The sequence below is a fragment of the Streptomyces sp. V4I2 genome, assembly GCF_030817655.1.
Taxonomy (GTDB): Bacteria; Actinomycetota; Actinomycetes; order Streptomycetales; family Streptomycetaceae; genus Streptomyces; species Streptomyces plumbiresistens.
The window spans coordinates 7,592,376-7,618,437 of record NZ_JAUSZM010000003.1; the positions used below are offsets into that span (position 1 = coordinate 7,592,376).

24 protein-coding genes and 2 pseudogenes are annotated in these 26,062 nt (G+C 70.8%); 17 read left to right on the forward strand and 9 right to left on the reverse strand.

The genetic code is table 11. The annotated features are described in order from the left end of the window. Positions 1-58 precede the first annotated feature (58 nt). The gene (locus tag QFZ76_RS35875; RefSeq protein ID WP_307677571.1) at positions 59-1,438 is read right to left on the reverse strand and encodes an aspartate aminotransferase family protein; all 1,380 of its coding nucleotides are present in this window, start codon (positions 1,436-1,438) and stop codon (positions 59-61) included. Further along, the gene (locus QFZ76_RS35880; RefSeq protein WP_307677572.1) at positions 1,423-1,938 is read right to left on the reverse strand and encodes an Lrp/AsnC family transcriptional regulator; all 516 of its coding nucleotides are present in this window, start codon (positions 1,936-1,938) and stop codon (positions 1,423-1,425) included. The genes QFZ76_RS35875 and QFZ76_RS35880 overlap by 16 nt, the downstream gene beginning before the upstream one ends. 193 nt (positions 1,939-2,131) lie before the next feature. On the opposite strand from QFZ76_RS35880, the gene QFZ76_RS35885 reads away from it, so the two are divergent. After that, positions 2,132-3,571: a gamma-aminobutyraldehyde dehydrogenase gene (locus tag QFZ76_RS35885; protein WP_307677573.1), complete on the forward strand. Its 1,440-nt coding sequence runs from the start codon at positions 2,132-2,134 to the stop codon at positions 3,569-3,571. 74 nt (positions 3,572-3,645) lie between these two features. Here QFZ76_RS35885 and QFZ76_RS35890 read toward each other — a convergent pair whose 3' ends face one another. Then, positions 3,646-4,185 carry a hypothetical protein gene (locus QFZ76_RS35890; protein ID WP_307677574.1) on the reverse strand — a complete coding sequence of 180 codons (540 nt, stop codon included), beginning with the start codon at positions 4,183-4,185 and terminating at the stop codon, positions 3,646-3,648. Positions 4,186-4,307: 122 nt separating this feature from the next. Here QFZ76_RS35890 and QFZ76_RS35895 point away from each other — a divergent pair, with 122 nt between their 5' ends. The 7 genes from QFZ76_RS35895 to QFZ76_RS35925 all read left to right on the forward strand — a co-directional run bounded on the left by QFZ76_RS35895 (position 4,308) and on the right by QFZ76_RS35925 (position 8,854). Beyond that, on the forward strand, positions 4,308-4,964 hold the full coding sequence (locus tag QFZ76_RS35895; protein ID WP_307677575.1) for a response regulator transcription factor: 657 nt from the start codon (positions 4,308-4,310) through the stop codon (positions 4,962-4,964). Then, a complete protein-coding gene (locus QFZ76_RS35900) occupies positions 4,961-6,145 on the forward strand; it encodes a cell wall metabolism sensor histidine kinase WalK (protein ID WP_307677576.1) in 1,185 nt (394 codons plus the stop codon). The genes QFZ76_RS35895 and QFZ76_RS35900 overlap by 4 nt, the downstream gene beginning before the upstream one ends. 189 nt (positions 6,146-6,334) lie before the next feature. After that, positions 6,335-6,721 (forward strand): sortase-dependent protein, encoded by a 387-nt coding sequence (locus QFZ76_RS35905; protein ID WP_307677577.1) that lies wholly within the window; start codon positions 6,335-6,337, stop codon positions 6,719-6,721. Beyond that, on the forward strand, positions 6,718-7,344 hold the full coding sequence (locus QFZ76_RS35910) for a class F sortase (RefSeq protein ID WP_307677578.1): 627 nt from the start codon (positions 6,718-6,720) through the stop codon (positions 7,342-7,344). Before QFZ76_RS35905 ends, QFZ76_RS35910 begins: the two co-directional genes overlap by 4 nt. Further along, positions 7,341-7,832 carry an RNA polymerase sigma factor gene (locus QFZ76_RS35915; protein WP_266433222.1) on the forward strand — a complete coding sequence of 164 codons (492 nt, stop codon included), beginning with the start codon at positions 7,341-7,343 and terminating at the stop codon, positions 7,830-7,832. The genes QFZ76_RS35910 and QFZ76_RS35915 overlap by 4 nt, the downstream gene beginning before the upstream one ends. Continuing rightward, positions 7,816-8,271: a hypothetical protein gene (locus QFZ76_RS35920; RefSeq protein ID WP_307677579.1), complete on the forward strand. Its 456-nt coding sequence runs from the start codon at positions 7,816-7,818 to the stop codon at positions 8,269-8,271. Before QFZ76_RS35915 ends, QFZ76_RS35920 begins: the two co-directional genes overlap by 17 nt. Positions 8,272-8,323: 52 nt before the next feature. After that, positions 8,324-8,854: a hypothetical protein gene (locus QFZ76_RS35925; RefSeq protein ID WP_307677580.1), complete on the forward strand. Its 531-nt coding sequence runs from the start codon at positions 8,324-8,326 to the stop codon at positions 8,852-8,854. Here the strand turns inward: QFZ76_RS35925 and QFZ76_RS35930 are convergent. Then, entirely contained in the window at positions 8,844-9,986 is a 1,143-nt protein-coding gene (locus tag QFZ76_RS35930; RefSeq protein WP_307680226.1) for a serine hydrolase, read from the reverse strand. The two genes, QFZ76_RS35925 and QFZ76_RS35930, sit on opposite strands and share 11 nt — an antisense overlap. 311 nt (positions 9,987-10,297) lie before the next feature. On the opposite strand from QFZ76_RS35930, the gene QFZ76_RS35935 reads away from it, so the two are divergent. Beyond that, positions 10,298-11,959, forward strand: a complete 1,662-nt coding sequence (locus tag QFZ76_RS35935; protein ID WP_373464396.1) for an RNA polymerase sigma factor — start codon at positions 10,298-10,300, stop codon at positions 11,957-11,959. 13 nt (positions 11,960-11,972) lie between these two features. Here QFZ76_RS35935 and QFZ76_RS35940 read toward each other — a convergent pair whose 3' ends face one another. Both QFZ76_RS35940 and QFZ76_RS35945 read right to left on the reverse strand, forming a co-directional pair. After that, positions 11,973-12,659: a glycerophosphodiester phosphodiesterase gene (locus tag QFZ76_RS35940; RefSeq protein WP_266433214.1), complete on the reverse strand. Its 687-nt coding sequence runs from the start codon at positions 12,657-12,659 to the stop codon at positions 11,973-11,975. Positions 12,660-12,690: 31 nt separating this feature from the next. Continuing rightward, a complete protein-coding gene (locus QFZ76_RS35945; protein ID WP_307677582.1) occupies positions 12,691-13,752 on the reverse strand; it encodes an adenosine deaminase in 1,062 nt (353 codons plus the stop codon). A 150-nt stretch (positions 13,753-13,902) separates the two neighbouring features. On the opposite strand from QFZ76_RS35945, the gene QFZ76_RS35950 reads away from it, so the two are divergent. Beyond that, the gene (locus tag QFZ76_RS35950) at positions 13,903-14,871 is read left to right on the forward strand and encodes a DUF4190 domain-containing protein (protein WP_307677583.1); all 969 of its coding nucleotides are present in this window, start codon (positions 13,903-13,905) and stop codon (positions 14,869-14,871) included. Positions 14,872-14,926: 55 nt separating this feature from the next. Here QFZ76_RS35950 and QFZ76_RS35955 read toward each other — a convergent pair whose 3' ends face one another. Beyond that, on the reverse strand, positions 14,927-15,493 hold the full coding sequence (locus QFZ76_RS35955) for an NADAR family protein (protein ID WP_307677584.1): 567 nt from the start codon (positions 15,491-15,493) through the stop codon (positions 14,927-14,929). A gap of 218 nt (positions 15,494-15,711) precedes the next feature. On the opposite strand from QFZ76_RS35955, the gene QFZ76_RS35960 reads away from it, so the two are divergent. From QFZ76_RS35960 to QFZ76_RS35990, 7 genes and pseudogenes are all read left to right on the forward strand, one after another. Continuing rightward, positions 15,712-17,247 carry a gamma-aminobutyraldehyde dehydrogenase gene (locus QFZ76_RS35960; RefSeq protein ID WP_307680227.1) on the forward strand — a complete coding sequence of 512 codons (1,536 nt, stop codon included), beginning with the start codon at positions 15,712-15,714 and terminating at the stop codon, positions 17,245-17,247. A 60-nt stretch (positions 17,248-17,307) separates the two neighbouring features. Then, positions 17,308-18,555: a spermidine/putrescine ABC transporter substrate-binding protein gene (locus QFZ76_RS35965; protein ID WP_307677585.1), complete on the forward strand. Its 1,248-nt coding sequence runs from the start codon at positions 17,308-17,310 to the stop codon at positions 18,553-18,555. 5 nt (positions 18,556-18,560) lie between these two features. Continuing rightward, a pseudogene (locus tag QFZ76_RS35970) lies at positions 18,561-19,731 on the forward strand (ABC transporter ATP-binding protein). Next, positions 19,731-20,660 (forward strand): ABC transporter permease, encoded by a 930-nt coding sequence (locus QFZ76_RS35975; RefSeq protein ID WP_307677586.1) that lies wholly within the window; start codon positions 19,731-19,733, stop codon positions 20,658-20,660. Before QFZ76_RS35970 ends, QFZ76_RS35975 begins: the two are co-directional and overlap by 1 nt. After that, positions 20,661-21,461, forward strand: a complete 801-nt coding sequence (locus QFZ76_RS35980; RefSeq protein ID WP_307677587.1) for an ABC transporter permease — start codon at positions 20,661-20,663, stop codon at positions 21,459-21,461. A gap of 29 nt (positions 21,462-21,490) precedes the next feature. Continuing rightward, complete coding sequence (locus QFZ76_RS35985) at positions 21,491-22,909, forward strand: FAD-binding oxidoreductase (protein ID WP_307677588.1); 1,419 nt, start codon at positions 21,491-21,493, stop codon at positions 22,907-22,909. 119 nt (positions 22,910-23,028) lie between these two features. Continuing rightward, a pseudogene (locus QFZ76_RS35990) lies at positions 23,029-23,475 on the forward strand (hypothetical protein); the annotation flags it as partial. A gap of 163 nt (positions 23,476-23,638) precedes the next feature. On the opposite strand, the gene QFZ76_RS35995 reads toward QFZ76_RS35990, so the two are convergent. Together QFZ76_RS35995 and gabT are read right to left on the reverse strand one after the other, a co-directional pair. Continuing rightward, positions 23,639-24,478, reverse strand: coding sequence for a phosphatase PAP2 family protein (locus QFZ76_RS35995; RefSeq protein ID WP_307677589.1), 840 nt, complete (start codon positions 24,476-24,478; stop codon positions 23,639-23,641). Between the two features lie 120 nt (positions 24,479-24,598). After that, on the reverse strand, positions 24,599-25,933 hold the full coding sequence (gene gabT, locus QFZ76_RS36000; RefSeq protein ID WP_307677590.1) for a 4-aminobutyrate--2-oxoglutarate transaminase: 1,335 nt from the start codon (positions 25,931-25,933) through the stop codon (positions 24,599-24,601). Between the last annotated feature and the right edge of the window lie 129 nt (positions 25,934-26,062).

The window sequence follows — 26,062 nt, forward strand, 5'->3', positions numbered from 1 at the left end:
CCGGGTGCATCCGTTCTCACTCGTACGGGTGCACCCGGGCCGCGGGACCGCCGGGGGACTACAGCTTGGTCCACGCCTCCGTGAGCGTCGCGCGCAGGATCTGCTCGATCTCGTCGAACGTCTCCTGGTTGGAGATCAGCGGCGGGGCGAGCTGGACGACCGGGTCGCCGCGGTCGTCGGCACGGCAGTACAGGCCGTTGTCGAACAGCGCCTTCGACAGGAAGCCGTACAGGACGCGCTCGGTCTCCTCCTCGTTGAAGGACTCCTTGGTGTGCTTGTCCTTCACCAGCTCGATGCCGTAGAAGAAGCCGTTGCCGCGGACGTCGCCGACGATCGGCAGGTCGTGGAGCTTCTCCAGGGTCGCGCGGAAGGCGCCCTCGTTGTCGAGCACGTGCTGGTTGAGGTTCTCGCGCTCGAACAGGTCGAGGTTCGCCAGACCCACCGCGGCCGACACCGGGTGGCCGCCGAAGGTGTAGCCGTGCAGGAAGGTGTTGTCGCCCGTGTAGAACGGCTCGGCCAGACGGTCGGAGATGATGCAGGCGCCGATCGGGGAGTAGCCCGAGGTCATGCCCTTGGCGCAGGTGATCATGTCCGGGACGTAGTCGAACTTGTCGCAGGCGAACATCGTGCCGAGGCGGCCGAAGGCGCAGATGACCTCGTCCGACACCAGCAGCACGTCGTACTTGTCGCAGATCTCGCGGACCCGCTGGAAGTAGCCGGGCGGGGGCGGGAAGCAGCCGCCCGCGTTCTGCACCGGCTCCAGGAAGACCGCGGCGACGGTGTCCGGGCCCTCCATGAGGATCTGCTGCTCGATCTGGTCGGCGGCCCAGCGGCCGAAGGCCACGGGGTCGTCGCCGAAGAGCGGGGCGCGGTAGATGTTGGTGTTCGGCACCTTGTGCGCGCCCGGGACGAGCGGCTCGAACGGGGCCTTGAGGGCCGGCAGGCCGGTGATGGACAGGGCGCCCTGCGGGGTGCCGTGGTAGGCGACCGCGCGCGAGATGACCTTGTACTTGGTGGGCTTGCCGGTCAGCTTGAAGTACTGCTTGGCGAGCTTCCAGGCGGTCTCGACCGCCTCGCCGCCGCCGGTGGTGAAGAAGACCTTGTTCAGGTCGCCGGGCGCGTGGTGCGCGAGGCGCTCGGCGAGCTCGACGGCCTTCGGGTGGGCGTAGGACCAGATCGGGAAGAACGCCAGCTCCTGCGCCTGCTTGAAGGCGGTCTCGGCGAGTTCCGTGCGGCCGTGACCGGCCTGGACCACGAACAGACCCGCGAGACCGTCGAGGTAGCGCCTGCCCTTGTCGTCGTAGATGTAGGTGCCCTCACCCCGGACGATGGTCGGGACGGGGGAGTTCTGGTACGAGGACATGCGGGTGAAGTGCATCCACAGGTGGTCGTACGCGGTCTGGCTGAGGTCCTTGCTCACGGCTATCGGGTTCCCCACATGTAGGTCTGCTTCTTGAGCTTGAGGTAGACGAAGCTCTCGGTGGAGCGCACTCCGGGGATGGCTCGGATGCGTTTGTTGATGACGTCCAGGAGGTGGTCGTCGTCCTCGCAGACGATCTCCACCATCAGGTCGAAGGAGCCTGCGGTCATCACCACGTACTCGCATTCGGACATGGCGGTGACCGCGTCGGCGACGGACTCCACGTCGCCTTCCACGCGGATGCCGACCATCGCCTGCCGGCGGAAGCCCACGGTGAGCGGGTCCGTGACGGCGACGATCTGCATCACACCCTGGTCGAGCAGCTTCTGCACGCGCTGGCGCACGGCGGCCTCGGACAGACCGACGGCCTTGCCGATGGCGGCGTACGGCCGGCGGCCGTCCTCCTGGAGCTGTTCGACGATGGCGAGGGAGACGGCATCCAGGTGGGGGGTGCCGTGCCTGGACTCGCGGGAGTCCCTGGGGTCTGCGCTTCGACTGGCCACGACGTCACTGTGCACGACGTCTCGACACTTCCGCAAGGTCGAGGCGATGAAATTCGTTGTTTACGTGACTGAGACCTGCGGATTTCGCAGCAATGGCGCGATCGGGGGTGTTGAAAACGTGGGCGGGCGGATTAGGGTGGGTGTCTCAGTCGATGGACAGTCCGACCCGACACATTCGACACATTCGACCCGACACAGGAGGCCGGCAGTGAGCACCGAGCTGCGTCGTCTGCGCAATTACATCGACGGTGAGTTCCGGGACGCCGCCGACGGGCGGACCACCGAGGTGGTCAACCCCGCGACGGGCGAGGCGTACGCGACCGCGCCGCTGTCCGGGCAGGCGGATGTCGACGCCGCCATGGCGGCCGCCGCCGCTGCCTTCCCGGCCTGGCGCGACACGACCCCCGCCGAGCGCCAGAAGGCCCTCCTGAAGATCGCTGACGCGTTCGAGGAGCGGGCCGAGGACCTCATCGCGGCCGAGGTGGAGAACACGGGCAAGCCGATCGGGCTGACCCGCTCCGAGGAGATCCCGCCGATGGTCGACCAGATCCGCTTCTTCGCGGGCGCGGCCCGGATGCTGGAGGGGCGCTCGGCCGGCGAGTACATGGAGGGCCTGACCTCGATCGTCCGCCGCGAGCCGGTCGGTGTCTGCGCGCAGGTCGCGCCGTGGAACTACCCGATGATGATGGCCGTGTGGAAGTTCGCCCCGGCGCTCGCGGCGGGCAACACGGTGGTGCTGAAGCCGTCGGACACCACCCCGGCCTCGACGGTCCTGATCGCCGACATCATCGGCTCGATCCTGCCCAAGGGCGTCTTCAACGTCATCACCGGCGACCGTGACACCGGCCGCCTGATGGTCGAGCACCCGACCCCGGCGATGGCCTCCATCACCGGTTCCGTCCGGGCGGGCATGTCGGTCGCCGAGTCGGCGTCCAAGGACCTCAAGCGGGTCCACCTGGAGCTGGGCGGCAAGGCGCCGGTCGTCGTCTTCGACGACACCGACATCCCCAAGGCCGTCGAGGACATCTCCGTCGCGGGCTTCTTCAACGCCGGGCAGGACTGTACGGCCGCCACCCGCGTCCTCGTCCAGGAGGCCATCCACGACGAGTTCGTGGCCGCGCTGGCGAAGGCCGCCGCCGAGACCAGGACGGGCCAGCCGGACGACGAGGACGTCCTGTACGGCCCGCTCAACAACCCGCACCAGCTCAAGCAGGTCTCCGGCTTCATCGAGCGGCTGCCCGCGCACGCCAAGGTCGAGACCGGTGGCCACCAGGTCGGCGAGAAGGGCTACTTCTACGCGCCGACCGTCGTCTCCGGCCTCAAGCAGGACGACGAGATCATCCAGAAGGAGGTCTTCGGGCCGGTCATCACCGTCCAGTCCTTCTCGGACGAGGACCAGGCCGTGGAGTGGGCCAACGGCGTCGAGTACGCCCTCGCCTCCTCCGTGTGGACCAAGGACCACGGCCGCGCGATGCGGATGTCCAAGAAGCTCGACTTCGGCTGCGTGTGGATCAACACCCACATCCCGCTGGTCGCCGAGATGCCCCACGGCGGCTTCAAGAAGTCCGGCTACGGCAAGGACCTCTCCTCGTACGGCTTCGACGACTACACGCGGATCAAGCACGTGATGACGTCGCTGGACTCCTAGCCGGTACGGCGTACAGCGCGGCCCCGGACGGTTGACCGACCGTCCGGGGCCGCGCTGTCCCCCCTCCGTGGTGGTCAGGCGCTGCGGGTCAGGGACGGCAGCTCGTCGCCGGACTTGAAGTGCTTGCGGAGCTCGGGCAGTTCGCCCTTGCCGGGCTGGCCGGGCTGGCCGGCGTGCTTCGGCAGGTCCGGTGCGGACGGGAAGGTGATCCCGGCGTCCTCCAGGACCGGGGCGCACTTCTTGACCGCCTCGCGGTACTCCTTGCCGGCGACGTCGGTCAGGTCGGCCCGGTCGCCCTTCAGGGTCACGCGCAGGCGGACCGAGCCGTCGTCGCCCTTCTCCGCGTGGAAGTCCGGGTAGAACGTCTGTCCTTCGCCGCGCATGCACGCGGCGAAGTCGTCGTTGGCCTCGTTGACGTCGTCCGGGGCGTTCTCGGTCGGCTCGTAGCCCACCGCGTGACCGGGCCGGTCGGGCCCGCTGCGGGGCGGGTCGTCCGTGGCGGCGCTCGTGTCGGACGCGGCGGCCGTCGAGGCGCTGACCGTGCCGAGGGTGACGGCTGTGATCGCGACGAGGGCGAGGGCGAGTCGCCGGGGGCGGGTGGCCGGTGCGGGCATGTTGTTTCCTCCGTTTGCGGTACGGCTGTTGCTCACGCCGACCACACAACCGCCCCGCCGGTTACGGCACGGGAACGGCGGCCCTTATCGCCCTGTAACCGCCCGCACTCCACACTGACCGCATGCGTGTGCTGGTGGTCGAGGACCATGAAGAGCTCGCCGAGACCGTCGCCGCCGGGCTGCGCCGGGAGGGGATGGCGGTCGACCTGGCCTTCGACGGGCCGACCGCCCTGGAACGCGGGGAGGTCAACGGCTATGACGTCGTCGTCCTCGACCGCGACCTGCCCGGGCTGCACGGCGACCAGGTGTGCCGGACGCTGGCCGCGGGCGGCAGCCGGGCCCGGGTGCTGATGCTGACGGCGTCCGGGACGGTGGCCGACCGGGTGGCGGGGCTGAGCCTCGGGGCCGACGACTATCTGCCCAAGCCGTTCGCCTTCACGGAACTCGTCGCACGCATACGGGCGTTGGCGCGCCGGGCGCAGCCCGCGTTGCCGCCGGTCCTGGTCCGCGGGGAACTGCGGCTCGACCCGGCGCGGCGCCAGGCGACCCGGGCCGGGCTGCGACTGCCGCTCAGCCCCAAGGAGTTCGCGGTGCTGGAACTCCTGCTCGGCGCGCAGGGAGCGGTCGTGTCCACCGAGGAACTCCTGGAGCGGGCATGGGACGAGGCCGCCGACCCCTTCAGTCAGACGGTGAAGGTGACCGTGAGCAGACTGCGCCGCAAGCTGGGGGAGCCGTCGTTGATCGAGACGGTGGACCGGGCCGGCTACCGCGTCCGGTGAGGGTGCTGGTCTGGCGTCCGCACACCGTCCGCTGGCGGCTCACGCTGCTCTACAGCTCGCTGTTCGCGGTCGCGGGGGCTGTGTTGCTGGCCTTCACCTACGTCCTTGTGGCCAACTCCGAGCCGTCCCTCACCGCGGGCACGCCTCGCGTGACCGGTCACGCCGAGGGGCTCCCCGCTCCGGACGCGCCGACCGTCGCCTCGTACGTCGAGAGGCGGCTGTCGGTGCTGCGCGCCGAGCAACTGCACGACCTGCTGGTCGAGTCGGTCGTCGCGCTCGCGGTGATGACGGTCGTCTCGGTGGCGCTGGGGTGGCTGATGGCGGGGCGGGTCCTGGAGCCGCTGCGCACGATGACGGCGCGGGCCCGCCGGATCTCCGCCGACAACCTGCACGAGCGGCTGGCGGTGCCCGGACCCGACGACGAGCTGAAGGCGATGGCGGACACCATCGACGACGTACTCGCCCGGCTGGAGGGCGCGTTCGAGGCGCAGCAGCGGTTCGTCGCGAACGCCTCGCACGAACTGCGCACCCCGCTCACCCTCCAGCAGGCGATCGTGGACGTGGCCCTCGCCGACCCCGACGCGTCCATGGACACCCTGCGCGCCGCGCTGCTTCGGTCGCGGGCGGCGGGGGAGGAGCAGGAACGGCTGATCGACGCGCTGCTGACCCTGGCGCGCAGCCAACGCGGGCTGGAGCGGCGGGAGTTCGTCGACCTCACGGCGATCGTGCGGGAGCGGCTGCCGACCGGAGGCCCGCGGGTGGAGGCCCGGCTGGATCCGGCGCCCGTGTTCGGTGATCCGCAGCTGATCGAGCGGCTGGTGGTCAACCTGACCGACAACGCCGTACGGCACAACCTCCCCGCGGTGGCGGGTGAGGAGCGGTGGGTGCGGGTGTGGACCGGCCTCGACCCGGCCGGCCGGGCCGGTCTGCGGATCGAGAACAGCGGGCCGGTGATTTCGCCGGAGCAGGCGCCGGGGCTGTTCCAGCCGTTCCGCCGGCTGGGTCCGGAGCGGGTCCGCAAGCGGGACGGCGTCGGCCTGGGCCTGTCGATCGTCGCCGCGGTCGTCGCCGCGCACGGGGGACGGGTGCTGGCCCGGACGCGTCCGCAGGGCGGACTGACCGTGGAGGTCAGCCTGCCGGGGCATCCGGTCGCCGGGGGCGGGGGACGCCGTACGGGCTGATGCCTGGGCTGGTGTCCTGGGTTGGTGTCGGGGTTGGTGTCAGGGCTGGTGTCCGGCGGCGTGATCCGGCTCCAGGGCGACTTTGCCATCTCTTTACAACCCGTTGCCGCGCTGCCTCGTCTCTCCCGTCGATCTGCAACCCAGCCCGCCGAGCCACCGGGCGGGCGCACCGACGAGAGAGAGCGATTCATGCGCCGAACTGTCCTGAGCGCCATGACACTTGCCTGCACCGCCGTACTGGCGGGTGCCGTGCCGGCGTTCGCCGACGGGGGGACCCCGACCCCGGCCCCCACCAGCGTCCCGTCCGCCGGCGCCGACGCGACCCCGGTCCCGGCCGGGACCACCGCACCGAGCGAAGCCCCGACCGACGTCTCGCCGAGTGCCGAACCGACCCTGGCGCCTTCGCCGGGCCAGGTGTCCGTGGTGCCGAGCGGAGCGCCCGACACCGGTGTCGGCGAGGAGTCGGCGCAGTCCGGATCCACCGGCGGGCTGATCGGCGGGGGTGCCGCCGCGGCGTTCGCAGTCGGCGGCGCCGCGTTCTACGTCGTACGCCGTCGGCGGGCGACCGGGGCATGACCTCGCTCTCCAGGCGCGCCTTCGTCACCGCGGCGACCGCCTCACTGCTCGTGAGCTGCGGCGGCTCCCCGTCCGACCCGGATCCGACCGCACGCCCCACGAACACGCCGTCACCCGAGCGGTCCTCGGCGACGGTGGGGCAGGCCCTCGGGCGTTCGGTCCCGGTCGGGCTGCGGATCCCGGCCATCGGGGTCGACACCCCGGTGATGCAGCTGGGGCTGGCCGCGGACGGCAGCGTGCAGGTGCCCCCGATCACGGCGAACGACCGGGCGGGCTGGTACCGGCACTCGCCAACACCGGGCCAGACCGGTCCGTCGGTGATCCTCGGGCATGTCACGGTCGGCGACTACGGGGACGGGGTCTTCCGTCACCTCGACCGGCTGCGCCGCGGCGACCGGATCGCGGCGCGCCTGGAGAACGGCACGACGGCCGAGTTCGCCGTCACCGAGGTACGGACGGTCGCCAAGGCGGAATTCCCCGCGGCGGAGGTCTACGGGAACGTGAAGCGGCCGGAGTTGCGTCTTGTCACCTGCGGCGGGCCTCTCTCCGGTGACGGCTATCGCGACAACGTGATCGTCTTCGCCGCGTCGGCTTCGGCGTCGAGTTCCGCAGGAGAACGTTGAAACGGTCCCGCGAGAGGGCAGCGTCCGAGCTGTTCGCCGCCCTCTACCCACGCCTCGCCGGCTGGTGCCGCCGGCTGGTCGACGACGACGAGACGGCCCACGAGATCGCCTCGGAGGCCTTCACCCGGCTCTGGGGCCGCTGGACATCGGTGTCGGAGCCCCGGGGCTTCCTCTACGTCACCGCGGCCAATCTCGTCCGGGACCACTGGCGCAAACTGGAGCGCGAACGCAGGGCCGTACGCCGGGCCACCGCCGAAGCAGCCGTACTCCCGCCGGCCGAACAGGCCGACCCGTCCGTACGCCTGCTGGTGCAGTCGCTGCCGGAGCGGCTGCGCGTCCCGATCCTGCTGCACTACTACGCCGACATGCCGATCCGGGAGGTGTCCGCGCTGACCGGGCGTAAGGAAGGAACCGTCAAGTCCGACCTCCACGCGGCCCGTGAACTGCTCCGCGCCCATCTGGGGAGAAGCCTTGATCACACACGCTGACGAGGGTCCGGAGTTCGAGCCCGACGACCCGCTCGCCGTCATCCTGCGACCCGCCTCCGACTACCTCGGCCCACCCGCCGGCCGCTACGAGGCGATCCGCCGCCGGGCCGGCCGCCGCCGCCTGCTGCGCGCCGCGGCGGGGGTGGGCGTGACGTGCGCGGTCGCCGCCCTCGCCGCGCTGCCGTTCCGCCTGGCCACGCAGGAGGCACCCGCGACCCCGTCGGTCCCTCTGGCCCCGCCGGCCGCGAGCAGTCCTTCGGTCCCGCCCGCCCCGTCGGCGACCGCTGATCCCAGCGGCCTCCCTCCTACCGAGAGGGGCGCGACCCCCAGCCCCTCCATTCCGGCCGGCACGTCCGCCCCCTCCGTCGCGCCGACGCCGGCTCCCACCTCACAGCCCGGCGGGACCACCGCTCCGCCCGCGAGCAGCGCCGGACCGTAGCATCGGTTCGCGTAAGTTTTGAACGTGTTCAATTAACGCGTACGCTGCTGCCATGAGCGACAGAGCCGCCCTGCTCAAGGGCATCCGCGCGTGGTTGGCCTTCTTCGTCGTCTGCCTGGTGCTCAGTGGGGCCACGGCCTTCCCCCTGGTCCACGAACTGCGCTGGACCGAGGACCTGTTGCGGGCGCTGTCCGTGCCGGAGTACCTGCCCGGGCTCATGGACTGGATCGAGCGGGTCCGGCAGGGGCTCGACGTCGTGGACGCCGAGTACCCCTTCGTGCTGTACGGCACGGACTGGCTGGCCTTCGCGCACCTCGTCATCGCGGTCGCGTTCTACGGCCCCTACCGCGACCCGGTCCGCAACATCTGGGTCGTCGAGTTCGGGATGATCGCCTGCGCCGGGATCGTCCCGCTCGCGCTGATCTGCGGGCCGATCCGCGGGATCCCCTTCTGGTGGAGCGTGATCGACATGGCCTTCGGGGTCTTCGGGGTGATCCCGCTGTACGTCGTACGGAAGAGGATCAAGCGGCTGGAGGCGCTGACGGCAGCAGCGCCTCCAGCCCCTGCCGTCGTCAGCGGTTGAACGCGGGGAAGGCGAAGCGCCGGGCGATGGCCTCGCCGTCGCCCCGCGCGTCCGTCGAGTTGACGGAGTAGACCACGGTCCGGGACAGGTCGCGGGTGGCCGCGACGACCGTGTGGTAGCCGGGGCGGGATCCCGTCTTGGCCCAGACCGTCCGGCCGTTCAGCTTGAACGGCGAGAACGGCGCGCCCATCGTGGCGTCCGGCACGTCCGGCACCGCGAACATCTCCTTCAGCTGCGGCTCGGGCACGACCCGCCCGCGGAACACGCCCACCAGCAGCCGTTCCAGGTCCGCGTTCGTCGAGATCATGTCCCCGGCCGCCCACCGGTCGGACATGTTCCAGTCGGTCACGTCCACCAGCTTGCCGTCGATCCGGTCGTATCCGCGGTTGTGCGGTCCGTGGATGCGGGGGTCGGGGCCGGCGGGGAACGAGGTGTGCCGCATGCCGAGCGGGCGGAAGATCCGTACGGCCGCCTGGTGGGCGTACGAGTCGCCGGTGACCTTCTCGATCAGCATGCCGAGCACGGTGTAGTGGATGTTGCTGTAGAACTGCCGCTCGCCGGGTGCGTGGTCGGGGTTCGGGCCCTTGGCGACCGACGCGGCCACGACCCTCTCGGGCGTCAGCGTCTCGAAGCGGTGCGGGTACATCTCCTCGGTGGTGTTGCCGAGGGACGCCCCGGGCTGCAGGCCGCTCGTGAAGTTCAGCAGCTGCCGGACGGTGATCGGTGCGAAGTCCTCGGTGAGCAGGCCGGGCAGGTACTGCTGGACCGTCCCGTCCAGGGAGATCCGGCCCTCGGCCGTGAGTTGCAGCGCGAGCGCCGCGGTCACGATCTTCGTCGTCGATCCGGCCCGGAACCGCGCCTTCTCCAGCGCGGGCGCCCCGGTTCTCAGGTCGCGCACCCCGGCCGTCCCGCGCCAGCTCCCCTTGCCGCCCACCCGCACGAGGGCCGCGGTGGCGTCCTGGTCCGGGAGGCCCGCGATCGCGGCCTCCAGGGCCTCGGTGTCGGGGCCGGCCGTGGTGGCGTGCGCCGCGGCCGGCCCGGACGCGGCGAACGCGGGGGCGGCCAGGGGGACGGCCCCCAGGGCGAGGACGAGGGAGGCGGCGAGGACGGTCGTACGGCGGCGGGCGCGCATGCGTCTGCTCCAGAGGTCGACGTATGTGTTGCTGATCATCTTCCGGGCGTACGGCGATCCCCGGATCGTCGGCGAGGAGGGCACCGGACCCTGGTGGAACCCCTAGTAACTGCCGTGCCCGGCAAGGGGGTTGTCAGGGGCGCCCCCTAAGGGCGCCGAAAAACTGTTATCCCCGCGGCCTTCACACCGTCTCCGCACTGTGATCCCGGACATAGCCACCAGCCCCGGACTGCCTGAGAGGCTGCGTGCAGAAGACCACTGACCTCAGCCGACACATGAGTCACCTGAGTCACCGCCACCGAAAGGGCCCCGTGGACACCCAGCACTGGCGCTCCACCATCGCCGCCGCCCAGGCCGGCGACCGGCAGGCGCTGGACGAGCTCGTCGCGGGCTGGCTGCCGCTGGTGTACAACATCGTCGGCCGGGCCCTGAACGGTCACGCCGACGTCGACGACGTCGTCCAGGAGACGATGCTGCGGGCCGTCGACAACCTCGGCTCGCTGCGCGACCCGGACAGCTTCCGGTCCTGGCTGGTGGCGATCGCCATGCGGCAGATCCGGGACCGGGCCCGCCGCCGGACCACCGACCGGCTGGACGAGTCGGCACCGCAGGACGCCGCCGACTTCGCCGAACTGACCGTGCTGCGGCTCCAGTTGGAGGGGCAGCGGCGTGAGGTCGCGGAGGCGGTGCGCTGGCTCGACGACGAGGACCGCCAGCTGCTGTCCCTGTGGTGGCTGGAGGTGGCGGGCGAACTCACCCGGCGCGAGCTCGCCGCGGCCGTCGGCATCAGCCGGCAGCACGCCGCCGTGCGCGTCCAGCGGATGAAGGAGCGCCTGGAGACCTCGCGCGGCATCGTGCGCGCCCTCGACGGCGCCTGCCCGGACCTGCGCGAGCTGACCGCCCGCTGGAACGGCCGCCCCGACTCGGTCTGGCGCAAGCGGCTGGCCCGGCACCTGCGGGGCTGCGGCTACTGCGGCGACGCCCGCGAGCCCGTCGTACCGGCGGAGCGCCTGCTCGTCGGGATCGCGCTCGTCCCGATCCCCGTCGGCTTCACCCTCTCGCTGGCCTTCGGCGGCAAGACGGCGGCCGCGGCCACCTTCGCCGGCACTTCCGTCGGCTGGTCCGCCAAGGTGCTGGGCGCGCTCACCAAGCCGGCCGTCGCCATGACGGCGGGCGCGACCATCGTCGCGGGCGGCGCGTACGTCGTCACGCAGCCCCCGGATCCCGTCCCGCCACCGCGCGCGGCCGTCACCAGCTCCGCCCCGGCGGCCACCTCCGCCGCGCCGCCGCCCGCTTCGGCCGCCCCGTCCCCCTCGCCGTCGGTGACGAAGAAGACCGACCTGTACGGCAGCGTCGTCGACGCCGTCGACCGGGCGCCGGACCCGAACGCGAAGCCCGCGGCGCTGCCGCACCGGCCCGAGCCCGGGATCACCAGCACCGGCGGCCGGCAGGCCGTGATGCAGCACCGCGGGGAAAGCGTGACACTCAGCGGGCAGGGCTATGTCCTGGTGCGCTGGCAGATCGCGCCGCACGACCGGCCCGGCGGGCTGACCATGCCGACCTGGACCGGTCTGAAGGGCAAGATCTTCCACGTCGCCTCCGGTGGCGGCCGCCGTATGGACGACGTCGTCGGGGACGGTTCCGACCGTGGCTACGTCACCGGCATGGGCGGCCCGGACATCGGCTACACGGTCCTGCCCGAGGGCACCCAGCAGATGTGGCAGAACGAGTACTTCTACGTCGACGGCACCGTCACCCTCAACCAGAACGAGCGCGGCGCGTCCTACGGCCTGACCGTCTTCCCGACCACCTGGGACAAGGTGACCGCGGACATCACGGCCGGCCCTCCCGAGGGCGCGATCCGCTACGGCCTGGTCCGCGACACCGGCGAGGACGACGCCCCCGTACCGCAGTACGTCACCCGCGCGACACCGGCCGACCCCGCGACCGTCCCTCAGGAATCACGCGTGTAGCGCTCCCGCGACGTCAGACGCCGTCCCGCAGGGCGCACAGGATGTCGACGCGGTTGGTGGTGATCGAGTCGACGCCGATGTCGATGAGGCGGCGCATCGAGCGGCGGGTGTCGGGGGTCCAGACGGAGAGCAGGTAGCCGTCGGTGTGGACGCGCTCGGCGAGGGCGCGGTCGACCAGCGCGAACCGGTAGTTGAGCCAGCGCGGCCGGACCGCGGCCAGCAGCGCGGGCCGCGGCGGCGCCAGGGTCGTCCAGGTCAGCGCGATCTCGGCGGCCGGATCGGCGGCACGCACGGCGAGCATGGCCGTGGCGTCCGCGCAGTAGTACACGCGCTCCTCGGCCCCGCACTCGCGCACGACGTCCACCACCCGGCGCGCCACCCGCACGTCGGAGGTGCCCGGCAGATCGAGCATCACCCGGCTGTCGCCGGTCGCGGCGAGCGCCCGGGCCAGCGTCGGCACCTCGTCGCCGGTGAGCCCGCACACCTCGTCCGACGACAGCGACAGCAGCGGACGGTCGTGCTCCCACAGCCGCTTCAGCGTCTCGTCGTGCAGCAGCACGGGCACGCCGTCCCGGGTGAGCCGTACGTCGATCTCCACCGCGTCCGCGCCCAGTCGGAGCGCGGAACGCAGCGAGTCGATGGTGTTCTCACGGACGCGGTAGGGGTCGCCGCGGTGCGCCACGGCGGTCAGCTTCTGCATGCGCCCATTGTGGTGGTTGCCATGGTCGTCGTCAGGGGGCGAGCCACGCCGAGGTGTAGGTGTCGATCTCTTCCGCGATGCGGGCCTTGCCGGCCGTGTCGAGGAAGGACGCCTCCACCGCGCTCTTGGCCAGGTCGGCCAGACCCCGCTCGTCGAGGTCCAACAGCCGGGCGGCGACCGCGTACTCGTTGTTGAGATCGGTGCCGAACATCGGCGGGTCGTCGGAGTTGATCGTGACCAGGACGCCGGCCTTCACGAACTCCTTGATCGGGTGCTCGTCGAGGGTGCGGACCGCGCGGGTGGCGATGTTGGAGGTCGGGCACACCTCCAGGGCGATCCGGTGCTCGGCGAGGTGGGCGAGGAGCTTCTCGTCCTGCGCGGAACTGGTGCCGTGTCCGATGCGCTCGGCGCGCAGGTGGTTCAGCGCGTCCCACACCGTCTCGGGTCCGGTGGTCTCGCCCGCGTGCGGCACCGACCGCAGGCCCGCGGCGATCGCCCGGTCGAAGTACGGCTTGAACTGCGGCCGCGGTACGCCTATCTCGGGCCCGCCGAGCCCGAAGGACACCAGCCCCTCCGGCCGCACCCGGTCCTCGGTGGCCAGCCGCGTCGTCTCCTCGGCGGCCTCGAGACCGGCCTCACCGGGAATGTCGAAGCACCAGCGCAGTACGGTCCCGAAGTCCGCCTCGGCCGCCTTGCGGGCGTCCTCGATCGCGTCCATGAAGGCGCCCTCGTCGATACCGCGCCGGGTCGAGGAGAACGGCGTGATGGTCAGCTCGGCGTAGCGCACCTGCTGCCGGGCCAGGTCCCGGGCCACCTCGTACGTCAGCAGCCGGACGTCCTCCGGAGTGCGGATCAGGTCGACGACCGACAGGTACACCTGGATGAAGTGGGCGAAGTCCGTGAACGTGAAGTAGTCGACCAGGGCCTCGGGATCGGTCGGCACCATGGAGTCGGGGTGGCGGGCGGCCAGTTCCGAGACGATCCGCGGGGAGGCGGAGCCCACGTGGTGCACATGCAGTTCGGCCTTCGGCAGCGACGCGATGAAGGCGTGCAGGTCGCGCGGGACACGGGGCTCGATGAGGTGGTCGGTCAAGGTTCCTCCCCGGGAACGGCGTCCCCGGCCGGTGTGCGGCGGGACGCGGTGATCGGCTGATCGGTGACTCGGGGATCATCGTAGGCCGGGGTCACGCCGGACGGTCCCGGGCCTTAGCATGACGGAACGTTCGACAGAGGGGGCCCGCGCATGTCCGACGACGCGCAGACGCCGGAAGCGCAGGGAAACGCCGCTCCCGGACCGACGCCGACGCGTGGGGTCGGTGAGCCCGCCGACGCTCCCCGCGACCCGTGGGCCGCGCCGGGCGACCAGGGGCCCGACCGGCCCGAGGCGGGGTCCAAGCCGTGGCCGACGCCGCCGCAGGACTCCCCGCCCGGCCCCGGTGCGACCGTCGCCGACGCGGAGTCCGTGTTGCCGCCGACCTCCCCGCCGTCCTCCTCCGTGCACGACCAGCAGACGGTCACGTCGATGCCGGGCGTGGGCGGTACGCCGCCGCACGGTGCCACGCCGTCCCAGGGCGGCACCGCTCCGGCCGATGCCGTCCCGCCCTTCGGCGGCAAGGCGCCCGCCGGCGGCACCGAGGCACCTCAGCCCTGGTCCTCGCCCTTCACGCCGTCGGCCCAGCCCAACGGCGAGGCCAACCCCTTCGCCCCGCCGAACGCCACGGCACCCGCGAACCCCGGCCCGGCGGGCGCCTTCGCGCCCCCGGCCCCCATCGCCCCCTACCCGGCCGCGCCCTACGGCCATGAGCAGGTGCCCCCGCCGCCCATCGCCCCCGGCGGCCCGGGCCAGGCCCCGTACGGCTACCCCGGCGGCTACGGCTACCCGGCCCCGCCCGGACCCGGCTACGGCTCCCACGCCCCGCACTCCCAGGGCCCCGGTGCCTACTACGGCTGGCCCGGCATGGCGCCCCAGCCGAACAACGGGATGGGCACGGCCGCGCTGATCGTCGGCATCATCTCGGCCGTCGGCTTCTGCATGTGGCCGATCGCCATCATCGGCGGGATCGTGGCCGTGGTCCTGGGGGTGCTCGCCCGGCAGAAGGCGCGGCGGGGCGAGGCCACGAACGCGGGCCAGGCCCTGGCCGGGATCATCTGCGGCTCGGTGGGTCTGGCCCTGGCCGTCGGGATGATCGCCTTGCTGATCTTCGTGTCGTAGGGCCGACCGAGGGGGATACCGGGCGCACCCGATCACCGGGCGCACCCGGTACGCCCTACCCCCGCAACCGCCCCCGCGCCTCCATCAACGCGAACCCCAGCAGGTTCGGCCCCCGCCACAGCTCCGGGTTCCCGGCCCGCTCGTCGTCCGCCGCGAGCCCGATGCCCCAGATGCGGTCCAGGGGGCTGGCCTCGACCAGCACCCGGTTCCCGGTGCCCAGCAGGAACTCCCGCAGGTCAGCGTGCGCGGCGAACTTGTGGACGCTGCCCTCGACCACGATCCCGTACCGCTCGCGCTCCCATACGGCGTCGTCGAAGCCGCGCACGAGCCGCCCCGCCTTCTTGGCCTGGGCCGGGCTGCGCGCCTCGACAGCGGCGCGCTCGGCCTCCGGGTCCCCGAAGAGGCGCGCCTTGGACGCCATCATCCAGTGCTCGGCCGTCCGGTACGCCACGCCGTCCACGGTGAACGGGGACGGCCACCACTGACTGAGGCAGCTCGCGCCCACCTGTCCGTCCGGGCGCGGCCGATGTCCCCAGAAGTGCAGGTACTTCACCTTCGCCCCAGAACGGACTTCGCTGGTCAGGGCCTCCCAGGAAGTGATCTCCCCCGTGGTTCTCTCCATGCACCCGAGTCTGGCAGCCACCACTGACACTCCGTCCTTCCTTTTCCGCGCCGACTCGACACCTGGTCGACAGATTCCGTCGCGTAACCAAAAGGCAACAACGGAATCACTTGTTGAGTGCCCTTAGCTCTGTCAGGATCGGCACTCAAATCGAGCTGGAGCTACGCCACCCGCATTTCGACAAACGCGGGGTGACGGCGGAGGAGAGCGAGAGCGACATGCACAACCCGGGCAATGCCACCCCGGAACGATTCCCGGCCCAGGACCGCTTCGCGGACGGCGCGCAGTTCATCGCGGGGCGCCTGACCAAGGGCACCTCGGGTCGTACGCACGCGGTCGTCGACCCGTCGAGCGGCGAGGAGGTGTACACGTACGAGCTGGCGGGCGCCGCCGACGTGGACGCGGCCGTCGCCGCCGCCCGCGCGGCCTTCCCGGGCTGGTCCTCGGCCACCCCGGGCGAGCGCTCCGACGCCCTGCACCGCTTCGCCGCCGTGCTCGCCGAACGCGCGGAGGACTTCGCCCGCGCCGAGTCCCTCCAGTGCGGCAAGCCGCTCAAGCTGACCCGCGAGTTCGACGTCCCGGGCACCATCGACAACACCGCCTTCTTCGCCGGTGCCGCCCGCCACCTCCAGGGGCAGTCGGCCGGCGAGTACTCCGGCGACCACACCTCGTACGTACGCCGTGAACCCATCGGCGTCGTCGGCTCCATCGCGCCCTGGAACTACCCCCTCCAGATGGCCGCCTGGAAGATCCTCCCGGCGATCGCCGCGGGCAACACGATCGTCCTCAAGCCCGCCGAGCTCACCCCACTCACCTCGCTGCTCTTCGCCCAGGCCGCCTCCGACGCCGGGATCCCGGACGGCGCGATCAACATCGTCAGCGGCACCGGCAAGGAGGCCGGCGAGCACCTCGTCGGCCACCCGGACGTGGCCATGACCTCCTTCACCGGCTCCACCGCGGTCGGCAAGCGGGTCGCCGAGGTCGCCACCGCGACCGTCAAGCGCCTCCACCTGGAGCTCGGCGGCAAGGCGCCCTTCGTGGTCTTCGACGACGCCGACCTGGAGGCGGCCGTCCACGGCGCGGTCGCGGGCGCGCTCATCAACACCGGGCAGGACTGCACGGCCGCCACGCGCGCGTACGTACAGCGGCCCCTCTACGAGGCGTTCGTCGAGCGGACGGCCGCCCTCATGGAGACCGTCCGGCTGGGCGACCCGTTCGCGCCGGGCACCGATCTCGGCCCGCTGATCTCGCACGTACAGCGCGACCGGGTCGCCGGTTTCGTCGACCGGGCGCGTGCCTACGCGCGCGTGGTGACCGGCGGCGAGGCTCCTCAGGGGGATCTCAAGAACGGTGCGTACTATCGCCCCACCCTGATCGCGGACGCCGACCAGGACAGCGAGATCGTCCAGTCCGAGCTCTTCGGGCCGGTGCTCGTGGTCCTGCCCTTCGACAGCGACGACGAGGGGATCGAGCTGGCAAACGACACCCCGTACGGGCTCGCCGCCTCCGCCTGGAGCCGCGACGTCTACCGGGCGAACCGCGCCACCCGTGAGATCAAGGCGGGCTGCGTGTGGGTCAACGACCACATCCCGATCATCAGCGAGATGCCCCACGGCGGATACAAGGCGTCCGGCTTCGGCAAGGACATGTCCGCGTACTCGTTCGAGGAGTACACCCAGCTCAAGCACGTCATGTTCGACAACACGGCGGTGCCCCGCAAGGACTGGCACCGCACGATCTTCGGGGACCGATAGCCACACCGAAGGCCGCCTGACCCGCGGCCGCCCACACCCTCCCGAAAGGGCACCACGCGCATGGAGCAGTACGAGCCCGACCGCCTGTCCCCGGCCCAGGTGGCCGCCATGCGGCGCAGCTTCAGGAACGGCAGGGCCGCCCTCACCCGCCGCTCACTGCTGCGCGCCTCCGCGGGCGGCGCGCTCGCGGTCGGCGGAATGGGCGCGCTGAGCGCCTGCGGCATCCCCGCGGCGGGCAAGACGCAGGGCGGGGTCTCCGCCGACGACCACTCGGCGAAGGAGAAGAGCGTCAACTTCTCCAACTGGACCGAGTACATGGACGTCGACGACAGCGGCAAGCACCATCCGACGCTGGAGGCGTTCACCAAGCGGACCGGCATCAAGGTCAAGTACACCGAGGACATCAACGACAACAACGAGTTCTTCGGCAAGATCAAGCCGCAGCTCGCCGCGGGCCAGGACACCGGCCGCGACATCATCGTCCTCACCGACTGGCTGGCCGCCCGCCTGATCCGTCTGGGCTGGGTCCAGAAACTCGACCCGTCCAACCTCCCGCACGCCTACGCCAACCTCTCCGCGCAGTTCCGCGACCCCGACTGGGACCCCGGCCGCGCCTACTCGTACGTCTGGCAGGGCATCTCCACGGTCATCGCCTACAACAAGAAGGCGCTGAACGGCGTCGAGGTGAAGTCGGTCTCCGACCTGCTCGACAACCCCAAGCTCAAGGGCCGCGTCGGCTTCCTGTCGGAGATGCGCGACAGCATCGGCATGACCCTGCTCGACATGGGCAAGGACCCGGCGAACTTCACCGCCGACGACTACGACGCCGCCATCGCCCGCATCCAGAAGGCCGTCGACAAGGGCCAGATCCGCCGCTTCACCGGCAACGACTACACCTCCGACCTGACCAGCGGCGACTTCGCCGCCTGCATCGCCTGGGCCGGTGACGTCGTCCAGCTGAAGGCGGACAGTCCCGACATCGACTTCCTGATCCCGGACAGCGGTTACATGACGTCGACCGACAACCTGCTGGTCCCCAACAAGGCGCGTCACAAGACGAACGCCGAACGGCTCATCGACTACTACTACGAGCCGAAGCCGGCCGCCGAGCTCGCCGCGTACATCAACTACGTGTGTCCCGTCGACGGGGTGAAGCCCGAGCTGGAGAAGATCGACGCGGATGCGGCGAACAACCCGCTGATCATCCCCGACAAGGCCATGGCCGAGAAGTCGCACGCCTTCCGCTCGCTGAGCTCGAAGGAAGAGACCGAGTTCGAAGAGAAGTTCGCGAAGCTGACTGGGGCGTGACCACCATGACGAACAAGACCGACACCACGGGCGATGTCCGCCTCTCCGGCATCAGCAAGACCTACGGCTCCTTCACCGCCGTACACCCACTCGACCTGACCGTGCCGCAGGGCTCCTTCTTCGCCCTGCTCGGCGCCTCCGGCTGCGGCAAGACCACCACCCTGCGCATGATCGCGGGCCTGGAGGAACCTTCCTCCGGCACCGTCTTCCTCGGCGACCAGGAAGTCACCCATCTCCCGCCCTACAAGCGGCCGGTGAACACGGTCTTCCAGTCCTACGCCCTCTTCCCGCACCTCGACATCTTCGAGAACGTCGCCTTCGGCCTGCGCCGGCGCGGCATCAAGTCGGTGAAGAAACAGGTCGGGGAGATGCTCGACCTGGTGCAGCTCGGCGAGCAGGCGCGCAAGAAGCCGCACCAGCTCTCCGGCGGCCAGCAGCAGCGCGTCGCGGTCGCCCGCGCCCTGATCAACCACCCCAAGGTGCTCCTCCTGGACGAGCCCCTCGGCGCCCTCGACCTCAAGCTGCGCCGCCAGATGCAGCTGGAGCTCAAGCGCATCCAGACCGAGGTCGGCATCACCTTCGTGCACGTCACGCACGACCAGGAGGAGGCCATGACCATGGCCGACACGGTCGCGGTGATGAACGCGGGCCGCGTCGAACAGCTCGGCTCGCCCACCGACCTCTACGAGAACCCGAACACCACCTTCGTCGCCAACTTCCTCGGCACCTCCAACCTCATCGAGGCCGAGGTCGACTCCAAGAGCGGCGACGAGATCGTCCTCAGGGCGGGCGGCGGCAAGCTGGTGCTCCCCGAGACGCGCTGCTCCGCCCCGACACAGACCGGCGGCAAGGTGCTGGTCGGCGTCCGCCCGGAGAAGATCTCCCTCACGCACGCCGACGACGCGGGCGAGATCCCGGTCGGCCGCAACCGCATCACCGGAAAGATCGCCAACTCCAGCTTCATCGGCGTCTCCACGCAGTACGTCGTCGACAGCCCGGTCTGCCCGGAGTTCGAGGTGTACGCCCAGAACATCGACCGTGACGCCCGGCTCGTGCCCCGGCGCCGAGGTCGTCCTGCACTGGAGCCCGGCCCACACCTTCGGCCTGGACGCCGCCCAGTCCCTGCTGGCCGGGACAGCGGGCTCCGCGGGCACCGACGAAGTGGTGGCCGCCTGATGTCGACCCTCACCGAGGCGCCCCCGCCCCTCGCGCCCGCCGCACCCGCGAAGAAGCCCCCGCGCAGACGCGGCCGCCTCGTCCCCTACTGGCTGCTCCTGCCCGGCGTCCTCTGGCTGCTCGTCTTCTTCGCGCTGCCGATGGTCTACCAGGCCTCCACGTCCGTGCAGACGGGCTCCCTGGAGGAGGGCTACAAGGTCACCTGGCACTTCGCCACCTACTGGGACGCCCTGTCCGAGTACTGGCCGCAGTTCCTGCGCTCGATCGCCTACGCGGCCGCCGCGACCGTCCTGTGCCTCCTCCTCGGTTACCCGCTGGCCTACCTCATCGCCTTCCGCGCGGGCCGCTGGCGGAACCTGATCATGATCCTGGTGATCGCGCCGTTCTTCACCAGCTTCCTGATCCGTACGCTCGCCTGGAAGACGATCCTCGCGGACGGCGGCCCGGTCGTCGGCGCCCTCAACACGCTGCACGTCCTGGACGTCACGAGCTGGCTCGGCTGGACCTCCGGCGACCGCGTGCTGGCCACACCGCTCGCGGTGGTCTGCGGTCTGACGTACAACTTCCTGCCGTTCATGATCCTGCCGCTCTACTCCTCGCTGGAGCGCATCGACGGACGGCTCCACGAGGCCGCGGGCGACCTGTACGCCAAGCCGTTCACGACCTTCCGCCGGGTCACCTTCCCGCTGTCGATGCCGGGCGTGGTCTCCGGCACGCTGCTGACCTTCATCCCGGCGGCCGGCGACTACGTCAACGCGGACCTGCTCGGCTCCACGGACACCCGCATGGTCGGAAACGTCATCCAGAGCCAGTTCCTGCGCATCCTCGACTACCCGACGGCCGCGGCACTCTCCTTCATCCTCATGGCCGGGATTCTCGCCATGGTCACCGTCTACATCCGCAAGTCCGGCACGGAGGATCTGGTTTAAATGACCTTCGTCAACTGGCTCAAGCGCCATCTCGTCGTCATCGCGGGACTGCTGACGCTCGGATATCTCCTCCTGCCGAACGTCGTGGTCACGGTGTTCTCCTTCAACAAACCGAAGGGGCGCTTCAACTACGAATGGCAGCAGTTCTCCACGGACGCCTGGAAGGACCCGTGCGGGGTCTCCGACCTGTGCGGCTCGCTGTCGCTCAGCCTCCAGATCGCCTTCTGGGCGACGCTCGGCGCGACCGCCCTCGGCACGGCGATCGCCTTCGCGCTGGTCCGCTACCGCTTCCGCGCCCGGGGCGCCGTCAACTCGCTGATCTTCCTGCCGATGGCGATGCCCGAGGTCGTCATGGCGGCCTCGCTGCTCACCCTGTTCCTCAACATGGGCGGGCAGCTGGGCTTCTGGACGATCCTCATCGCCCACATCATGTTCTGCCTCAGCTTCGTCGTGACGGCGGTCAAGGCGCGCGTGATGTCGATGGACCCGAAGCTGGAGCAGGCAGCCCAGGACCTGTACGCGGGCCCCTTCCAGACCTTCATACGGGTCACCCTGCCGATCGCGGCTCCGGGAATCGCGGCGGGTGCGCTGCTCGCCTTCGCGCTTTCCTTCGACGATTTCATCATCACGAATTTCAACGCGGGCTCGACCGTCACCTTCCCCATGTTCGTCTGGGGTTCGGCACAGCGCGGCACTCCCGTTCAGATCAATGTCATCGGGACGGCCATGTTCCTGGTCGCCGTCCTGTTCGTCCTGACCTCGATGGTCATCGGAAACCGCCGCACCAAGCAAAAGGCGTGAGCGAAAGAGCCCTGTAGGGAGTTGACATCATGGCCCCAAGCGCCATGAGCCGTTGGACCACGTCCCTTTCCGACGCCCAGCCGGTCCCGTACTGGCTGGACGACCCCGGCAAGCCCCACCCCGAACCCGCGCTCACCGGCGCCGAGACCTGCGACCTGCTGGTCGTCGGCGGCGGCTACAGCGGACTGTGGACCGCGCTCCTCGCCAAGGAGCGCGATCCGCAGCGGGATGTCGTCCTGCTGGAAGGCCGCGAGGTGGGCTGGGCCGCCTCGGGCCGCAACGGCGGCTTCTGCGCCGCCTCCCTCACCCACGGTCTGCCCAACGGCCTGACCCGCTGGCCGGACGAGATCCACAAGCTCCAGGAGCTCGGCGCCCGCAACCTCGACGAGATCGAGAAGGCGGTCGCCCGGCACGACCTCGACTGCGACTTCGAGCGCACCGGCGAGATCGACGTGGCGACCGAGACGTACCAGGCGCGGGAACTGCGCGACTGGTACGAACAGATGGAACGCGAGGGTCTCGCCGACGGCGTCGAGTTCCTGGACAGGGAGGCCGTCCGGGAACAGGTGGCCTCACCGACCTTCCAGGCCGGCCTCCACGACCGCCGGGGCGTCGCCATGCTCCACCCGGCCAAGCTCGTCTGGGGGTTGAAGCGGGCGTGCGTCCGGCTCGGCGTCCGGGTCCACGAGCACACGCCCGCGCTCACGCTGAAGCCGTACGGCGCCGGGATGGCCGTACGCACTCCGTACGGCTCGGTCCGCGCCCGCACGGTCGCGCTCGGCACCAACATCTTCCCGAACCTGGTCAAGCGCGTGCGGGCCTACACAGTCCCGGTCTACGACTACGCGCTGATGACCGAACCGCTGAGCGCCGGCCAACTGGCGTCGATCGGCTGGAAGAACCGGCAGGGGCTGGGGGACAGCGCCAACCAGTTCCACTACTTCCGCCTGTCCGCGGACAACCGCATCCTCTGGGGCGGCTACGACGCGATCTACCCGTACGGCGGCCGGGTGCGCGCCGAGTACGACGACCGCCCTCAGACGTACGCCACGCTCGCCGGGCACTTCTTCACCTGCTTCCCGCAGCTGGAGGGCCTCCGCTTCACGCACGCGTGGGGCGGCGCGATCGACACCTGCTCGCGCTTCTCGGCGTTCTACGGCACGGCCCACCACGGGAAGGTGGCGTACGCGGCGGGCTACACGGGTCTGGGCGTCGGGGCCACCCGGTTCGGCGCCGAGGTGATGCTGGACCTGCTGGCGGGGGAGTCCACGGAGCGCACGGCGCTGGAAATGGTCCGCAAGAAGCCGCTGCCCTTCCCGCCGGAGCCCTTCGCGTGGACGGGCATCGCCCTCACCAAGTGGTCGCTGGCACGGGCGGACGCGCACGGTGGGCGGCGCAACCTGTGGCTGCGGACGATGGACAGACTCGGGCTCGGCTTCGACAGCTGACCTGTCATATGTGGTCCGGTTCACTCCAACGAGGAGCCCAAACCCGCGGAATGCTGCCAGGAGACCTCCCTCTCTCTCGTGACGCGACTCGCGTCCACGACACAAAGGGAGGTCCCCTCATGACTGGGGCGAAGACGGCGGTCGACTGGCTCGCATCCGTGGCTCCGGACCCCGAGGCCTGCCGCTGGGAGTGGGAACGCAGCCCTCACGGGGTCGCGCTCCTGCCCGCGGGCAAGGCCTGGGACGTACTGATCCTGCCGGGTGAGCTCGGCTACCTCGACGTCCTCACCCGCATCCTCGACCAGCCGGGACCGGTGCTGGTCGACTTCGGCGACGCCCGCATGGGCTTCTTCGTACCGCCCGGGACCGCGGCCCGCTGGCTCGGCACGGGCATCCGTACGGCGGGCGCCGGCACCTGGATCGTGGTGCCGTACCCGGGCCGCTCCACCGGCGGCGGAGTCCGCTGGCTGGTGCCCCCGGACGGCTCCGGCACCCTCACCGACCCGGCACTCCTCGAACTGGCGATGCACGAGGCGGCGGCGGGCCTGGCGACGGACGAGCACGACCAGACGGGCACGACCAGACGAGAACGGCGAGACGAGCAGTACGAGCCGAGAACGACCAGACGAGCACCACCCGAGGTACGACCGAGCGGTCGTCCACACCATCAGGCGACTCGTCGGCCGCCCGTGCGGCCGACGCGGAAGGCCGCCTCCGCCCACCTGCTACCTACTCCGTCGGCTCGTCGTCGGGCGTCCCCCGCCCGAGGAACAGCCACAAGGACGACAGCAGCACCGCACACAGACACCAACTGGCCACGACATCCAGCGGCCAGTGGTAGCCGCGGCGGACCAGGCCGAAACCGACGCCGACGTTGACGACCGCACAGGCGATGAGGAGTTCCCGGCGGGCGTAGGCCGTGCGCAGCCACGGGAAGAGGAGCAGGGCCGCGGAGCCGTACGCGACGGCGGCCGTGGCGGTGTGGCCGGAGGGGTAGTAGCCGGCCCCCGGGGGCATGACCGAGGTGCCGTGGCGGGCCGTGAGTTCCTTGAGCGGGATGATCAGCGCCGGGACCAGGGCCATGAGGAGGGCCGCCGCGGCGGGCGGGAGCCACCAGCGGTCTGTACCACTGCGGCGGCCCCGCCAGGCGACATGGGCCAGGACGGCGGCGAGGACGGGGACCGCGACCTGGATGTTGCCCAGGTCGGCGAGGAGTTCGGAGAAGCGGTCCGGATGGACCAGGGCGCGGCTGACGCGCTCGTCCGCGCGCAGCAACGGTCCGTCGGCGACGACCTGCCAGGTGATCAGCGCGAAGAGGAGGGCCGGAAGCCCGAAGAGGAAGAAGAAGGAGGTCGGCCGCCCCGGAACAGGGGGGGTGGTTCCGGGGCGGCCGATCAGATCGGATCGTCGGCCGCCCCGGGGGGTTTGGGGCGGGCGACTGTCCGATCGGTGAGGAGATCCGGAGCCGGAGGCACCGGTTGTGTGCGCGAGGGCACGACCAGGTCGAAGCTGGGGAGGCCCCGGCCTGAAGTCGCCCACAGTCCCCTGTGGGCGGGGTGTATCTCTCATCTGGTTAGAACCTACGTCAGGGGGTGGGCCTAAGACAGGCGGAATCGAGTCCTCCCATGCACCCCGCACACCTTCTTCACACGGTCTGCCGCTCGCGGAATCACCTGTGCGGCCCACCCGTCAGATGCGCGCGAAAGCCTGCTCGATGATGTCGAGTCCCTCGCGCAGGAGATCCTCGCCGATGACCAGCGGGGGCAGGAAGCGCAGCACGTTGCCGTAGGTGCCACAGGTCAGGACCAACAGGCCCTCCTGGTGGCAGGCCTTGGCGAGGGCGGCGGTCGCCTCCGGGTTCGGCTCCTTGGTGGCGCGGTCCTTGACCAGCTCGATGGCGATCATCGCGCCACGGCCGCGGACGTCGCCGATGATGTCGAACTTCTCGGCCATCGCGGACAGCCGGGCCTTCATCGTCGCCTCGATCGCCTTCGCCCGGGCGTTGAGGTCGAGCTCCTTCATCGTTTCGATGGAGCCGAGCGCACCCGCGCAGGCGACCGGGTTGCCGCCGTAGGTGCCGCCGAGGCCGCCCGCGTGCGCGGCGTCCATGATCTCGGCGCGGCCGGTGACGGCGGCGAGCGGCAGACCGCCCGCGATGCCCTTGGCGGTGGTGATCAGGTCGGGGACGATGCCCTCGTCCTCGCAGGCGAACCACTGGCCGGTACGGCAGAAGCCGGACTGGATCTCGTCGGCGACGAACACGATGCCGTTGTCCGAGGCGAACTTCCGCAGCGCGGGCAGGAAGCCCTTCGCCGGCTCGATGAAGCCGCCCTCGCCGAGCAGCGGCTCGATGATGATCGCGGCCACGTTGTCCGGGCCGACCTGCTTGGTGATCTGGTCGATGGCCTGGGCGGCGGCCTCCGGGCCCGCGTTGTCCGGGCCGGTCGGCCAGCGGTAACCGTAGGCCACCGGGACCCGGTAGACCTCGGGCGCGAACGGGCCGAAGCCGTGCTTGTACGGCATGTTCTTCGCGGTCAGCGCCATCGTCAGGTTGGTACGGCCGTGGTAGCCGTGGTCGAAGACGACGACCGCCTGCCGCTTGGTGTACGCGCGGGCGATCTTGACGGCGTTCTCGACGGCCTCGGCGCCCGAGTTGAACAGCGCGGACTTCTTGGCGTGGTCGCCCGGGGTCAGCTCGGCGAGGGCCTCGGCGACCTCCACGTACCCCTCGTAGGGAGTGACCATGAAACAGGTGTGGGTGAAGTCGGCGAGCTGGGCGGAGGCCCGGCGTACGACGGCCTCGGCGGAGGCGCCGACCGAGGTGACCGCGATGCCGGAGCCGAAGTCGATCAGACGGTTGCCGTCGACGTCCTCGATGATCCCGCCGCCCGCGCGCGCGGTGAACACGGGCAGCACGGAGCCCACTCCCTGCGCGACCGCGGCGACACGGCGGGCCTGCAGCTCCTGCGACTTCGGGCCGGGGATGGCGGTGACGACGCGGCGCTCCTGCGGAAGTGCGGTCATGGGGGCTCCTGGGATGTTGCTCTTGCTGACGATTGCCTTCTCTTTTCTCGCAGGCTAGGGCGGGGACCGGGAGGTGGGCATGCTCCATGTGGGCGTTCTCGCCGACGCGGCTTGTCCGTCTTGGACATG